At 42.6% G+C, this 13,978-nt stretch carries 13 protein-coding genes; 6 read left to right on the top strand and 7 right to left on the bottom strand.

Annotation, left to right across the window (positions count from 1 at the left end; genetic code table 11):
- The 5 genes from J1N09_RS13900 to J1N09_RS13880 all read right to left on the bottom strand — a co-directional run.
- Window positions 1-211: hypothetical protein (locus J1N09_RS13900; RefSeq protein WP_265200846.1), on the bottom strand; the 211-nt coding region annotated here is incomplete at its 3' end.
- Between the two features lie 784 nt (window positions 212-995).
- Complete coding sequence (locus tag J1N09_RS13895) at window positions 996-2,894, bottom strand: amidophosphoribosyltransferase (protein WP_265200844.1); 1,899 nt, start codon at window positions 2,892-2,894, stop codon at window positions 996-998.
- Between the two features lie 48 nt (window positions 2,895-2,942).
- Complete coding sequence (locus J1N09_RS13890) at window positions 2,943-3,866, bottom strand: PfkB family carbohydrate kinase (protein WP_265200843.1); 924 nt, start codon at window positions 3,864-3,866, stop codon at window positions 2,943-2,945.
- Window positions 3,867-4,243: 377 nt separating this feature from the next.
- The gene (locus J1N09_RS13885) at window positions 4,244-4,879 is read right to left on the bottom strand and encodes a ribonuclease H family protein (protein WP_265200842.1); all 636 of its coding nucleotides are present in this window, start codon (window positions 4,877-4,879) and stop codon (window positions 4,244-4,246) included.
- A gap of 1 nt (window position 4,880) precedes the next feature.
- On the bottom strand, window positions 4,881-5,453 hold the full coding sequence (locus tag J1N09_RS13880; RefSeq protein ID WP_265200841.1) for a phosphoribosylglycinamide formyltransferase: 573 nt from the start codon (window positions 5,451-5,453) through the stop codon (window positions 4,881-4,883).
- Between the two features lie 172 nt (window positions 5,454-5,625).
- Here J1N09_RS13880 and J1N09_RS13875 point away from each other — a divergent pair, with 172 nt between their 5' ends.
- The 6 genes from J1N09_RS13875 (at window position 5,626) to J1N09_RS13850 (ending at window position 11,915) form a co-directional block, all read left to right on the top strand.
- Window positions 5,626-5,859 carry an acyl carrier protein gene (locus J1N09_RS13875; RefSeq protein WP_034259990.1) on the top strand — a complete coding sequence of 78 codons (234 nt, stop codon included), beginning with the start codon at window positions 5,626-5,628 and terminating at the stop codon, window positions 5,857-5,859.
- A 12-nt stretch (window positions 5,860-5,871) separates the two neighbouring features.
- Window positions 5,872-7,125 carry a beta-ketoacyl-ACP synthase II gene (fabF, locus tag J1N09_RS13870; RefSeq protein ID WP_265200840.1) on the top strand — a complete coding sequence of 418 codons (1,254 nt, stop codon included), beginning with the start codon at window positions 5,872-5,874 and terminating at the stop codon, window positions 7,123-7,125.
- A 9-nt stretch (window positions 7,126-7,134) separates the two neighbouring features.
- Window positions 7,135-7,878: a ribonuclease III gene (gene rnc, locus J1N09_RS13865; protein ID WP_265200839.1), complete on the top strand. Its 744-nt coding sequence runs from the start codon at window positions 7,135-7,137 to the stop codon at window positions 7,876-7,878.
- 114 nt (window positions 7,879-7,992) lie between these two features.
- Complete coding sequence (locus J1N09_RS13860) at window positions 7,993-8,484, top strand: IPExxxVDY family protein (protein ID WP_265200838.1); 492 nt, start codon at window positions 7,993-7,995, stop codon at window positions 8,482-8,484.
- Entirely contained in the window at window positions 8,484-9,914 is a 1,431-nt protein-coding gene (gene pyk / locus J1N09_RS13855) for a pyruvate kinase (protein ID WP_265200837.1), read from the top strand. The genes J1N09_RS13860 and pyk overlap by 1 nt, the downstream gene beginning before the upstream one ends.
- 84 nt (window positions 9,915-9,998) lie before the next feature.
- Window positions 9,999-11,915 (top strand): T9SS type A sorting domain-containing protein, encoded by a 1,917-nt coding sequence (locus J1N09_RS13850; protein ID WP_265200836.1) that lies wholly within the window; start codon window positions 9,999-10,001, stop codon window positions 11,913-11,915.
- 67 nt (window positions 11,916-11,982) lie between these two features.
- Here the strand turns inward: J1N09_RS13850 and J1N09_RS13845 are convergent, their stop codons facing one another.
- Both J1N09_RS13845 and dinB read right to left on the bottom strand, forming a co-directional pair.
- Window positions 11,983-12,786, bottom strand: a complete 804-nt coding sequence (locus tag J1N09_RS13845) for an SH3 domain-containing protein (protein WP_265200835.1) — start codon at window positions 12,784-12,786, stop codon at window positions 11,983-11,985.
- A 50-nt stretch (window positions 12,787-12,836) separates the two neighbouring features.
- On the bottom strand, window positions 12,837-13,946 hold the full coding sequence (gene dinB / locus J1N09_RS13840; protein WP_265200834.1) for a DNA polymerase IV: 1,110 nt from the start codon (window positions 13,944-13,946) through the stop codon (window positions 12,837-12,839).
- Between the last annotated feature and the right edge of the window lie 32 nt (window positions 13,947-13,978).

The raw sequence follows: 13,978 nt of genomic DNA, 5'->3' as shown, positions 1-13,978 counted from the left end.
TTGGGGTATAATGAAATGCATCAGGAGTAAGTGTAGAATTGAAACGCAACGCTTCTCGTACGTTCAACTGCGTAATTAACATTGGATCGGGTAGAATATGAGTTGAGAATTCTGAAAGATGGAATACGCCTCGCTGCTGACGCAGCTCGCCACCCCTTCGATTTGGGCCAATAAAAAAAGGTGAATGAGAATTCACCTTTTTTTGCCCCAAATCTACCATGAACTTAACCTACTTATGCTATGGTATGAGTCAAATATATAGGTTTATATTTTTCAAAATCCAAAGTTTTAGACCAAAACCCGCTTTTTTCGTTAAAATGCAACTTTTGATAGGAATTCTCTTTCATAGCGGGCATTTTGAGACGAATACTCTCGCAAAAGTTAAGGTTTTTATAGTTAAATTCAAACGTTCCTATACCTGTAATCACTTAACAGTAAGATTTCCCGAAATGCGATTTTGGATCCCTATTCGAGAGATTTGAAACGGTTCCTCGATCGTTTTTGTGAAAAAAACCGAATGTTCTGCGGTCGCTGAGCTTGTCGAAGTGTGGACATTTGGTGAAGATACCCGCACGAGCGGCAGGCATCAAACTCTATAGATTTGGTTGATAAGAAACAAAATAGACGAGCATGATCAATAGGATGTAAAACGGCTCCTCAATCTTTTTTGTTTTCACTATTTTACAAAAAAGAATTTCGTCGCCACCCCATGGATTTGTGAATAATTGGCGAGCTTAACGAGGTGATAGTAGGATACGGTTCGCTGCTAACGCAGCTCACCACCCCTTAGATTTGGGGCAATAAAAAAGGCGAGCTTGCGCTCACCTTTTTTGCCCCAAATCTTACCATGAACTTAACCTACTTATGCTATGGTATGAGTCAAATATAGATGAATTTCTCGAACCGGATTCAGACTTTTCCTACTTTTAGATAAAGGTTGTGAATAAATCGTTGAAGTGCACGATCTGCTATATTTTCTATAGGAAATTAACAGCCTAGTACGCCCTTTCAGGGTTGCCCTCGAAGAAGTGAACATAGGCGCGGTTTACCACTTTCTTACCTCCCTCTGTTGGATAGTCTCCGGTAAAGTACCAATCGCCCAGGTTTTTCGGACAGGCTTTGTGCAGGTCGTCAACCGATTGGAATATCACTTTTACTTCTGAATTGATGTTATTGTTACTAACGATTTCAGCAATCTTGTCGGAAAGTTCTTCATCAGTAAACGGATCGTACAATTCCTTTACATGATTAACAACGGGCACATTTTCATCTTCTATCACAGCCTTAGCTTTGTGATAGATCTCCTCTACTATGTCATATGTTCCTCTATCCTTGTGCAACTGCAGTGCCGCCTGAAAAGCAATGAGATGTTCAAGACGTGCCATATCAATCCCATAACAATCCGGATATCGTATTTGAGGAGCTGAAGAAACAACGATGATCTGTTTAGGGTTTAACCGATCCAACATCTTAAGTATACTTTTTCGAAGCGTAGTACCCCTTACAATGCTATCATCGATGATCACCAGGTTGTCATCAGATTTCACCACTCCGTAGGTAACGTCGTAAACGTGAGCTACTAAATCGTCACGGCTGCTATCCTCGGTAATAAACGTTCGGAGTTTTACATCCTTAATGGCGATTTTCTCGGTTCGGATTTTGTGAGCCTGAATTTCTTCTAAGCGTTCGTTGGTAAGGTCTGCACCTTCTTCTAATATGGCTTCATTCTTTTGCTTGTTCAACTCATTCTGGGCGGCGTCCAGCATTCCGTAAAAGGAAGTTTCCGCTGTATTCGGAATAAAGGAAAAGACAGTATTTTCAGTATCACGATCGATGGCGTCCAAGACTTTTGGCATTACGAGTCTGCCCAGTTCCTTTCGCTCTTCGTAGATCTCCGCATCACTTCCGCGAGAAAAATAGATGCGTTCGAAAGAGCAGGATTTTCTTTCCAGCGGCTCCAGGATCAGCTCCTCTGAAAGTTCACCACTCTTCTTTATGATTACCGCATGACCTGGTTTTACTTCATGAATGGATTCAAAAGGAACATTAAATACCGTTTGAATCGCCGGACGCTCCGAAGCGATTACTGCTACCTCATCATCAGAATAATAATAGGCCGGTCGAATCCCGGCAGGATCTCTTAGTACGAATGCATCTCCATGCCCCAGCATTCCCGCCATGGCATAACCTCCATCCCAGTCCTTTGAAGATTTTTTTAGGATTTTGGCCACATTGATGTGGTCAACAATAAAAGGAGAAGCCTCCATTTTGTTCAGTCCTTTTTGTTTTGCCTGCTTGTATAACTTTCTTACGGCATCGTCCAGGAAGTGACCGATCTTTTCCATCACCGTGATAGTATCTGCTTTCTCCTTCGGATGCATTCCCAGTTTGATCAAATTCTCAAAGAGTTCGGCCGTGTTCGTCATGTTGAAGTTTCCGGCGATGATAAGGTTACGGTGCATCCAGTTGTTCTGTCGCAGGAAAGGATGAACATTTTCTACGCTATTTATTCCGAAGGTACCATAGCGCACATGGCCTAAAATCAATTCACCTATATAAGGAATGTTCTTCTTTTGGGCAGCAACATCTCCCGAATACTCGGGATGAGCAATGAATTCAGAATTAATACGCTCATTGATCTGCGAAAAGATATCTTGAATGGGTTGGGACTGGTTACTGCGCACCCTGCTGATATATCGTTCCCCGGGGGAAACATCAAGTTTGATACTGGCAAAGCCGGCACCATCCTGCCCACGATTGTGCTGCTTTTCCATCATGAGGTACATTTTGTTTACCCCATAAAAAGCCGTACCGTATTTTTCACGATAATATTCGAGTGGTTTCAGTAAGCGGATCATTGCAATCCCGCATTCATGTTTTAAAGCGTCGCTCATGCTTTAAGGTATGAGAACCAAAAACGCCCCGAATTTCAGGGCGAGTGGTTAGGTTAATTCTATATCAAATTGTGTCAGGTTCTGAAATTGCTTCAGACGCTGATGCACTTCTTTGGATGTAAGGTTCAGCAAACGTTCCGTTCCGAATTTCTCAACACAGAAAGAAGCCAGGGCAGAACCATAAATAATGGCGTTTTTCATTCCTTCAAAACTGTAGTCTCCCGTTTTCGCCAGATAACCGGTAAAACCTCCAGCGAATGTATCACCCGCGCCAGTAGGGTCAAATACTTCTTCTAATGGCAGTGCCGGAGCAAAGAAAATATCGTTTTCATGGAACAACAAGGCGCCGTGCTCTCCTTTCTTGATCACCACGTATTTAGGACCCATCTCCATAATCTTTTTTGCGGCTACCACCAGCGAATACTCATGAGTCAATTGTCGCGCCTCTTCATCGTTGATGGTGATCACATGCGCTTTAGAGACCACATCCATCAATTCTTCCAGTGTATTATCCATCCAGAAGTTCATGGTGTCCAGAACGATCAACTTCGGATCTTTCATTTGCTCGATCACGCTCAACTGAACGGCCGGGTGTAAGTTTCCAAGCATAACCACTTCGGAATCCACGTATGCCTCAGGCACCCTGGGACTAAAGGATTCCAATACGTTTAATTCTGTGACCAGGGTGTCGCGAGAATTCATGTCGTTGTGATATTTTCCACTCCAGAAGAATGTTTTTCCCCATTCCACGATCTCCAATCCGGAAACATCCAGATCCCTGGAAATTAAAAGGTCGATATATTCTTGAGGGAAGTCCCCGCCTACCACCGATACGATGGCACCATCTGCATCGAATTGGGAAGCGGCCAAGCCTATAAAAGTGGCTGCTCCTCCCAGGATTTTATCGGTCTTGCCGAATGGTGTTTCAATAGCGTCGAACGCGACGGTTCCAACGATTACGAGCTTGCTCATTAAAGGCCTGTTTTGAAAGATGCAAAGTTAGGTATTTTAATTGAAAACTAAATCCTTATTAAAAGAGAGACAACTGATAGTTTTGAACTTGAAAATATGGATGATGAATGTTAAAAGAGAGGTGATTAGGAAGTCGGAGTTGGCAGTTTATCGAAAATATTCGCTGCTTAACTAATAAATTGTAATTCACACAACAGTAAGAAAGAAAATTCCTACATTTAATCTTGATTTTGTAAGGCGAAGAGTTCGCCTAATACAACTAACTAAATCAAATTCTGAAAAAAGTACTTTAGAACTACATCATACTTCATAGATTGGGACCATATTCAAGACGGTTTTAAAGTACGATAAACCCCCTGATTTCGAGCAGGGGGTTTTTATTTTCTTCCGAAGTCGGCGGGGATCTCACCCCAGGCCTTGGTTTCCCATTTTATGATCTTAGTCTCGTATTTATTATTCCGAAGCCATTTTTCGGCACGAGCGATCAGTTCAAAGAGCTTTTTGTTTTTAGCCGTCTGTTTGAGTTTGGTATTGCATTTCTTTCTTTTTACCCATCCCATAGCAATTCTGCTATCGCTGTAGATATTGCGGTCGCTTTCTTTTTCTTTCAGGTAAGCGATCCCATGAACCAATGCCAGGAATTCACCAACATTGTTTGTGCCTTGTTCAAAAGGTCCCTGGCGAAATAGCTCCTTGTGCGTTTGCGTGTCAACCCCCCTGTATTCCATTTTACCGGGATTACCGCTTGAAGCGGCATCTACGGATATGGTATACAGGTCTGGATCACCGATTTTCTCTAGCTCTTCAGGGGAAAGACGCGTCTTTTTCTTGCCCTTTCCTTTATAGTCTGCATACTCTTTGTTGTAGGCGGTTTTTGCTTCGGCAAAGGTCTCAAAAGATTTATACTGTGCTCCTTTCACACCTTTAATAGAACGCTGACATTCCTCCCAGCTCCCGAAGATTCCTGCTGGATTTCCAAACCAAACAACATAGAATTTCTGTTTCTTCGCCATCTTATTCAGTTTCTAGCAGTGTCTCGATTACTTTCGGAAAATGCTTGTATTCAAGTTCGTGGATTTTCTCAGCAAGTGAATCCGGATTATCTTCTGAACTCACGGCCGTACTGGCCTGGAAAATAATCGTCCCCTCGTCATAATGCTCATTAACATAGTGTATCGTAATACCACTTTCTTTTTCACCATTGGCGATAATCGCTTCGTGCACATATTTACCATACATTCCTTTACCGCCGTATTTAGGTAAAAGTGCCGGATGGAGATTGATCACTCTGTTTGGGTATTCGTGCAAAATATGATCGGGAAATTTCAGAAGAAAACCTGCGAGAACGATAAGATCGACCTCATTGCTTTCGAGGATGTCGAGTACGCGACCAGTTTCGTATAAGTCGACCTTATCAAAGAATAGAGATTTAATATCTTCATTTTCAGCTTTTTCGAGAACCTTGGCATGCCTCTTGTTAGAGAGCACAAGGACAACCTCTCCAACAGATGAGGTCTTAAAGTATCGAATTATATTCTGTGCGTTGGTACCGGCGCCAGAGGCAAAAATCGCGATGCGCTTCTTCATTAGCTAGGGGTCGTTGTTCGTAGAAGTAAATTATAAATAACAAAAGTAAGGCAAAGGAGTTTTACTTCGCTCAAAAATTGCTAAATTGCTTATCACATTTCTTAGTTAAAGTGGGGTATTAATTTAAAATATTTTATTTTTGCCACTTAATTAAATTCTAAATTCAAACATTATGTCAGACATTGCATCAAGAGTAAAAGCAATCATCGTAGACAAATTAGGCGTTGACGAAAATGAAGTAGTTAATGAAGCTAGCTTCACCAACGACCTTGGGGCAGATTCCCTTGATACAGTTGAGCTTATCATGGAATTCGAAAAAGAATTCGATATTCAGATCCCAGACGATCAGGCCGAAAACATAGCCACTGTAGGTCAGGCTATCTCATACATCGAAGAGGCCAAGTAAATATACTTCCGTATGGAACTTAAGCGAGTTGTTGTTACAGGTCTTGGTGCCCTAACTCCCATTGGTAACACCGTTTCCGAATATTGGGACGGTCTGAAAAATGGAAAAAGCGGATGCGCGCCTATTACCTATTTTGATACTGAAAAGTTCAAAACCAAATTCGCTTGTGAAATTAAAAATTACGATCCTAAAGACCATTTTGACAGGAAAGAAGCGCGTAAGCTGGACAAATTTGCCCAGTATGCCTTGGTATCCTCAGACGAAGCCATAAAGGACGCCGGAATAAATCTCGACGAAATTGATAAATTTCGGGTAGGGGTTATATGGGGTGCAGGAATTGGTGGGCTGGAGACCTTTCAAAATGAAGTTATAAATTTTGCAGAAGGGGATGGAACACCGCGTTTCAACCCCTTCTTTATTCCTAAAATGATAGCGGATATTGCCCCGGGTAATATCTCTATCAAGCACGGCTTTATGGGGCCGAACTATACAACGGTCTCAGCATGTGCTTCCTCTGCGAATGCAATGATCGATGCACTCAACTATATTCGTTTGGGCCATTGCGATATCATTGTTACAGGAGGTAGTGAAGCTGCAGTGACCAAAGCTGGAATGGGTGGTTTTAATGCCATGCATGCCCTTTCCACACGAAATGATAGTCCTGAAACCGCCTCACGTCCTTTCGATGCAACCCGCGACGGATTCGTCCTGGGAGAAGGTGCAGGAGCACTGATCCTGGAAGAATACGAACACGCGAAGAAAAGAGGAGCAAAGATCTATGCTGAAGTTGTAGGTGGAGGAATGTCTAGTGATGCATATCACATGACGGCACCTCATCCAGATGGTATAGGTGTTGAACGTGTAATGCTGAATTGCTTGCGCGATGCGAACATGAATCCGGATGAAGTAGACCATATTAACACTCATGGAACTTCTACACCGTTAGGTGACACCGCCGAATTAAAGGCGATCTCAAAAGTTTTTGGTGAACATTCCGAAAACATCAATATCAATTCTACCAAATCCATGACCGGTCACCTCCTGGGTGCCGCGGGAGCTATTGAGGCAATCGCTTCTATTTTAGCGATGGAGAACTCCACAGTTCCTCCTACAATCAATCATACAACGGTGGATGAAGAAATTGACCCATCTTTCAACCTAACGCTTAACAAGGCGCAGCACCGCGAAGTGAAGGCAGCTATGAGTAATACCTTCGGATTTGGGGGGCACAATGCTTGTATCTTATTCAGAAAACTAGAAGACTAACTCATGTAGATGGCTTCAATAAAAGACATATTTAATCCTCGTGCCGAAAGGGACGAGGATTTTTTTGTGGCGATTAAGAAGATACTCGGTTTTAAACCGAGAGATATCAGCATTTACGAAGAGGCTTTTACGCACCGGTCGATGAACGAAACAAATAGTGATGGTCAGCGACAGAATTACGAGCGACTGGAGTTCCTGGGTGATGCCATGTTGGGAGCAGTGATCGCCTCTCATCTCTTTATGGAAGTACCATCGGGAGACGAAGGGTATCTAACAAAAATGCGGTCCAAGGTAGTAAGTAGGGAGCACTTAAATGAATTGGGACGAGACCTGAACCTGCTGAAACTCTTAAAAACATCGATCCCTTTGGATCAGTTTGGCGGAAATATTCATGGCAACGTATTCGAGGCTTTAGTAGGAGCCATTTACCTCGACAGGGGATACAGATATTGTGAAAAGTTTATTCATCGGAGGGTTATAAAGCCTTATGTTGATATCGAAAGACTAGAAGGAAAGATCATTAGCTATAAGAGTCTTTTCATCGAATGGTGCCAGAAGAATAAAAAACCATTCAAGTTCATTGTTTATGATGATACGGGTGCCGATGAACTGAAACACTTCGCCGTGAAGCTACAACTAGAAGATAATATCGTTGCTAAAGCCAGGGCGACATCCAAGAAGAAAGCAGAGGAAAGGGCTGCCAAACGGGCTTTCTATAAACTTCAGACCGAGATCCAACGAGACCTTGCGTAAGTTGGAAACAACTTATTAACCGCAAACGTTTTCGCTTGCTGTATTCATAAATTTTAAGCTAAGTAAACACAGGGAACGCAAAACAATGTCTATTTTTAAGCTGAATATTAAAGTATGGCCAACTATAAACTGATCTTAGAGGAAGATTTCAACACCGATTTCTCGTTATTGGCGATCCATTGCAGCGCGGATGCTTATAAGATGGCTTATCTTTTAAATCGATACCTCGGATTGAAATTACACAGAAGAAGAACAGACCTGGATTTTTCGAAACAGGGACTGGAAATTTCTTTTCCCTGGTTTGAATTCGAAGATGAACAGGAATATACCACTTATGATCTCCTATCTAATAAATTTAGAACAGTAGGTGCCAGAACAGTGGCCAGCGGTGGACTATTCGGTGAAGAGGATTCAGAAGAGATGGTAACGGAAAACCTCATTCCCGAACTTAGGAACGTCGATTACTTTTTAAAAATATCTTCCGATTCCCTGCAACTTCCTTTGCGCAAAATGGCGCAGAGCATCAATGAAATTAACGAAGTTATTTCAGTGTATACTGTTGAGATCGATCAGCTTAAATCCAAGCATAACTTAATTTTCGACTAATGCCAAACCAAAAAAGAACAAAAATTGTAGCCACATTAGGGCCTGCGTCTTCAGAAAAACATGTGATCAAAGAAATGATCCTGGAAGGTACTGATGTATTCCGCATAAATTTTTCTCATGCAAATTATGAGGATGTCGAACAGCGGATTAAGTATATAAGAGAGTTAGCTGAAGAATTGAATCGCTCTACGGCTATATTGGCTGACCTCCAGGGACCGAAACTACGGGTTGGTGTAATGAAAGAAGAAGTTATCGTGGAGCCTGGTGATAAGATCACTTTTTGCACAGGTGAGGAATTCGAAGGGTCGAAAGAGCGAGTTTATATGAATTATGGCAACTTTCCAAAGGATGTAAACCCTGGTGAACGCATTCTGCTGGACGATGGAAAACTGATCTTCGAAGTAGAGACTACAAACAACGAAAATGAAGTTCAGGCTGTGGTGCTTCAGGGCGGACCACTTCGCTCCAAAAAGGGAGTGAACCTGCCAAATACAAAGATCTCATTACCGGCCCTTACCGCCAAGGACAAGAAAGACGCAATTTTTGCAGTAAAGCAAGAAGTGGACTGGATCGCTCTGTCCTTTGTTCGTCATGAAGCGGACCTCAAAGAACTTCAGGCTTTGATAGAAGCTCACAGTGAATACAAGATCCCCATAATTGCGAAGATTGAAAAACCCGAGGCCGTTGAGAATATTGAAAGAATCGTCCCATATTGCGATGGTCTTATGGTAGCTCGGGGAGACCTGGGAGTTGAAGTGCCTGCTGAAGAAGTGCCGCTTATTCAGAAACAGTTGGTGCTTACAGCCAAACGATCCCGAATCCCGGTCATCATAGCAACCCAGATGATGGAGACCATGATCGGCTCGCTCACGCCTACCAGGGCTGAGGTGAACGATGTTGCCAATTCCGTAATGGACGGGGCCGATGCGGTAATGCTTTCCGGAGAGACTTCGGTAGGGAAATACCCTGTAGAGGTTATCAAAACCATGACCAATATCTGTAAGCAGGTCGAAAATAGTGAACTGATCCGTGTACCACACGAGCCACCTCATGTCCGCACCAATCGATATATCACTAAGGCGGTTTGCTTTCACGCAGCGAAAATGGCTGACGAGATTGAAGCAACAGCCATTTGTACACTTACTAATAGTGGATATACAGCCTTCCAGATCTCGGCCTGGAGGCCCGATTCACACATTTTAGTTTTCACATCGAACAAACGTATTCTGTCTAGACTCAATCTGCTTTGGGGTGTTCGATCCTTTTATTACGACAAGTACGTAAGTACGGATGAAACAGTGGAGGATGTCAATCAAATTGCCCTTAAAAACGGCTTTGTGAAGAAAGGAGATTATCTTATAAACCTGGCGGCTATGCCCATAGTGGATAAAGGTATGGTGAATACCCTGAGGGTGTCTCATATACAATAGCATTTCACTTCAAAGAACGATATTATTGCTCACATTTAGATATTAGTTCGATGTAATGGTATAAACCAAAAAATCTATACCATTATGAAAACAAAAAATATACTTCTTGGCCTCGTTTTACTAGTGAGCCTTTCTGGGATAGCGCAAACCTATACCTTCATTGGAGCCGGTGCAGACAACCGCTGGCGTGATTCCCAAAACTGGGATCCGGTTGGAATTCCTGATATCAATAGTGATGTAATACTACCTAATGGATCAATCTCAAAGATCAGAGCTAATCCCGATCCTTTGGACACATTGGCTGTACAGTCAATAACCATGCTTGGAAACGCTGTGCTGAATGTAGAAGGCAGGTGGGGTGTCGTGGACACAAATTCAGATATACAGAATAATGCTTCAATTAACTGGTCTGCCGGCGCTTTTGGTGGAGGGGGAACACTCAATAATTCTGGAACTATTAACTTACTTTCTGCAAGTATTCACGAGATTGGAGGTGGGGCTTCCACTTGGGTTAATGAAGGCACTATCAATCTTTTTGAAGGAGGTAATTTCATCATTACGGGAACGGTGGAAAATAGATTGAGCGGAACTATCGACTTCAAGAATACTACCCTTATAGGAGGAAATGGTTTACTTATTAATAAAGGATTGATACAATCTACCATTACCGTGGGAGCCCAAAACGCATCTATATTGGTGCCGCTGGAAAATGATGATGGTACCATATCTGCAGCCGCTTCCGATACAACAGTCATTCTCAATAATCCCGGATTATATAACAACGGAACTTTCAACACTTTATCCACGGGACAAATAGAATTCATCGGAGATGCTTTTACAGTCTCAGGGTTCCTGGATGGAAATCTTGCAGGGAATGATGCCTTAGTTTGGACTGCGCCTATGATAGTGCCGAATTCCGCATCGTTCAATTTCACAGGACAAGGTTATGTGAGTTGGAATCAGGCCACATTAGGCGGAGGTGGAATTTTCACCAACAGAAGCGAGATGTGGACCGGAGGAGGTAATAAAGCTATTATAGACAATACCACCTTTCGCAATGAGGGAGAATTGAAATTGTCGCACGCACTTACAATTACCGACGGTGTTTTGGAGAATGATGAGGATGGAGTTATTATGTTGGATGGAGGTAATTATCAGATCGGAGCCGGAGGAGCAATGGCCGATAACCGTTTAATAATTAATAATGGATTGATTGAGAGAACTTCAGGATCTTTCACAACAATCGTCCCCGAATTATTCAATAATGGGGTAATTGATATAGCCACAGGTGAAATCATAAAGAGCAGTGCTTTACCCTTTACAAACACCGCTAACGGCGTTGTGAAAGGGAATGGAATTTTCGATTTTACCGCCAATTCAAACTACGTGAATAGCGGAACCTACGCACCAGGTTCATCGCCGGGGGTGCTGACGTTCCAGGGAAATTTTGACAGTGAATCCACATCGGTTTTAGAAGTTGAACTGGATGGAAATATGCAGGGCGACGAGTACGACCTGCTCGAAATAGTGGGTAATGCAGAATTCAATGGAACCATCGATGTTTTATTAGGTTTTGATCCGGAGATCGATGATGAATTTGTGATTGCAACAACTACGGGTGCGATAAACACCTGTAATCTTCCGGCTACAGTAACCGGACAGAATGGATTTAACCAGTATACATTTTCAGTGGTATGCAGAAATGACAACGAACTTGTTCTAACGGCGGAATCTGTGATACTAGGCAATGAGCAATTTGACCTGGATAAGGAGATCGCGGTTTATCCAAATCCAGTTAGCGATGTGCTGAATGTTCAAAGTTCATTTGCAGAGATCGATCAGATCACCGTGGTTGATCTCAACGGGCGAGTAGTTAAATTAATTTCGCAGATCTCAGGCAACGAGGCCCAACTCGATCTCAGAGAACTTGCTTCAGGAATGTATCTTGTAGAAATTACCACTGAAAAAGGAACCACCACAAAACGAGTTGCGAAGCAATAAGAAATTCAGAATAAAATAAAAAATGCGACCTAATGAGAGTCGCATTTTTTTATGATCAATTTACGTATTACTTGATCTTTTCCGTCTTCGAGATCTTCATGCCTTTGTCGGTTTTTTCAATTACGACCAGGTTGTCGAGTTTCTTCGATTTATATACATAAGAGATCCTTTCAAGCGTATTTTCTTTTCTTCTGATATCCAACTCGCTCGTCCAAACGTCCTTCTTAGGCTTGCTGTCGGCCACAGTTTGCTCGTCCTTGCCTTTCGGGTTCGGAAAATCGAATTCTTTCGGAAAATCGAACAATCGCTGTGCAATAAAGAAAGCATCATGCCAGTCTGCTTCTGGTAAAAGAATGGATTCGGTATTTTCCGGACTACTAACCGTTCCCCCGTTCTCTTCAGAATAAACAACTTCAGGGAAGAACTGGTTTAATTCTGAAGCATAGCCTTTTGCTGTGATATTCAATTCAGGAGGGAAATATTTCGATAGGTAACCGTTGAAAGCATAACCTTTCTTATGATTGAATTCAACCTCATCCATGCCTCCTTTGATTCCGCCCACAGTCATGGTGGCTTTGTCTTCAGCATTGATTACTTTAACCTTAGTACCATAAGGCATTTTAGCAAGTTTGTCGCTCTGGAGATTTCCATATTCCCTCAGGCTTAAGCCGCTGGGGGCTAATACGTATACATAATCGCCACCTGCCATGGTTTCCGCATTTACATCGGCAAGAGCAATATCTTCGGACTGAATTTGGGTTATGTCTTGTTCAGGGTTTACTTCTGAAGTAACCTCTTTGGCGTCATTCTTACAGGAAATTAGTGTTGCTGTTAAGACGATGGCAGCTAGTGTTAAAACTACTTTTTTCATGATTGTAAAGGATTTAGTTAATAATGATTAAAGTAATTTCATTTCACAAGCTAGAAGTCGAGTTTAAGTTGTACGTCTATTGAATTTTCGGGTGGAGGTTTATCCTCCTTTGTCTTGTCCTCGTTATTGAGGTTTGATAAGCTTATACCCAACAAACGTACCGATTCCCGCATTTTGTCTTGGAATAACAAATCTTTAACGTTTTCCATGAGTAATTCCTTTGTTGAAACGAAGTAGGGCAGGGTTCTACTGCGGGTTTGAAGGGTAAAATCGCTGTATTTTATCTTTAGTGTGATGGTCTTACCGGCTACCTTACTCTTTTTTAATCGGCGCTCTACTTCCGCTGCTATATCCTCTAATCTTTCCAGCATGAAAACCTCGCTGGAAATATTCTCGCTAAAAGTTCGTTCGGCCGCCAGCGATTTTCTTGTACGAGTGGGCTTTACCTGGCTGTTTTGAATTCCTCTTACAATATTGAAATAGTAAGCGCCACTCTTTCCGAAGTGCTCTTCCAGGAACTCTATAGGCTTCGATTTAAGATCCTTGCCGGTAAAGATCCCAAGCCGATACATCTTTTCCTTCATCACTTTTCCCACTCCATAGAACTTCTTGATATCCAATCCTTCCAGGAATTCGATTACCTCCTCAGGCGGAACCGTTTTCTGGCCGTTGGGTTTATTGATATCACTGGCAACTTTAGCGACGAATTTATTCACCGAAATACCCGCAGAAGCATTGAGCCCGGTTTTTTCCTTGATGCGGTCGCGAATATCCCTTGCCACCAGGGTAGCACTCGGATTCCCTTTTTTGTTCTCAGTAACATCCAGGTAAGCTTCATCCAGGGACAGTGGTTCTACCAGGTCTGTGTATTCGTGAAAGATCTTATGGATGGCTGTCGATATCTCCTTGTAGCGATCAAATCTTGGTCTAACGAATATGAGCTCCGGGCAACGTTGCCTCGCCAGAACCCCACTCATGGCAGAGCGCACACCAAATTTCCTGGCTTCGTAGCTTGCCGCGCTAACGACACCTCTTTTCCCTCCCCCTCCTACGGCAACCGGTTTTCCCACGAGATCCGGATTGTCCAATTGCTCCACGGAAGCGTAAAAAGCGTCCATGTCCACATGAATGATCTTTCGTATGGGAAAAGCTTCAGCCATCCTATAAAATTATGATATCTTAGTGAGTCTTT

This window comes from Aureitalea sp. L0-47 (assembly GCF_026126405.1).
Classification (GTDB): Bacteria; Bacteroidota; Bacteroidia; order Flavobacteriales; family Flavobacteriaceae; genus Pukyongia.
The sequence above is the reverse complement of the archived record's forward strand: the minus strand, read 5'-3'. Positions and strand labels throughout refer to the sequence as shown.

Coding starts and splice junctions, on each gene's coding strand:
- J1N09_RS13860 (WP_265200838.1), top strand. CDS start 7,993: ATGGCCAACTATAAACTGATCTTAGAGGAAGATTTCAACACCGATTTC.
- fabF (WP_265200840.1), top strand. CDS start 5,872: ATGGAACTTAAGCGAGTTGTTGTTACAGGTCTTGGTGCCCTAACTCCC.
- J1N09_RS13890 (WP_265200843.1), bottom strand. CDS start 3,866: ATGAGCAAGCTCGTAATCGTTGGAACCGTCGCGTTCGACGCTATTGAA.
- J1N09_RS13845 (WP_265200835.1), bottom strand. CDS start 12,786: ATGAAAAAAGTAGTTTTAACACTAGCTGCCATCGTCTTAACAGCAACA.
- J1N09_RS13895 (WP_265200844.1), bottom strand. CDS start 2,894: ATGAGCGACGCTTTAAAACATGAATGCGGGATTGCAATGATCCGCTTA.
- dinB (WP_265200834.1), bottom strand. CDS start 13,946: ATGGCTGAAGCTTTTCCCATACGAAAGATCATTCATGTGGACATGGAC.
- J1N09_RS13880 (WP_265200841.1), bottom strand. CDS start 5,453: ATGAAGAAGCGCATCGCGATTTTTGCCTCTGGCGCCGGTACCAACGCA.
- rnc (WP_265200839.1), top strand. CDS start 7,135: ATGGCTTCAATAAAAGACATATTTAATCCTCGTGCCGAAAGGGACGAG.
- J1N09_RS13885 (WP_265200842.1), bottom strand. CDS start 4,879: ATGGCGAAGAAACAGAAATTCTATGTTGTTTGGTTTGGAAATCCAGCA.
- pyk (WP_265200837.1), top strand. CDS start 8,484: ATGCCAAACCAAAAAAGAACAAAAATTGTAGCCACATTAGGGCCTGCG.
- J1N09_RS13875 (WP_034259990.1), top strand. CDS start 5,626: ATGTCAGACATTGCATCAAGAGTAAAAGCAATCATCGTAGACAAATTA.
- J1N09_RS13850 (WP_265200836.1), top strand. CDS start 9,999: ATGAAAACAAAAAATATACTTCTTGGCCTCGTTTTACTAGTGAGCCTT.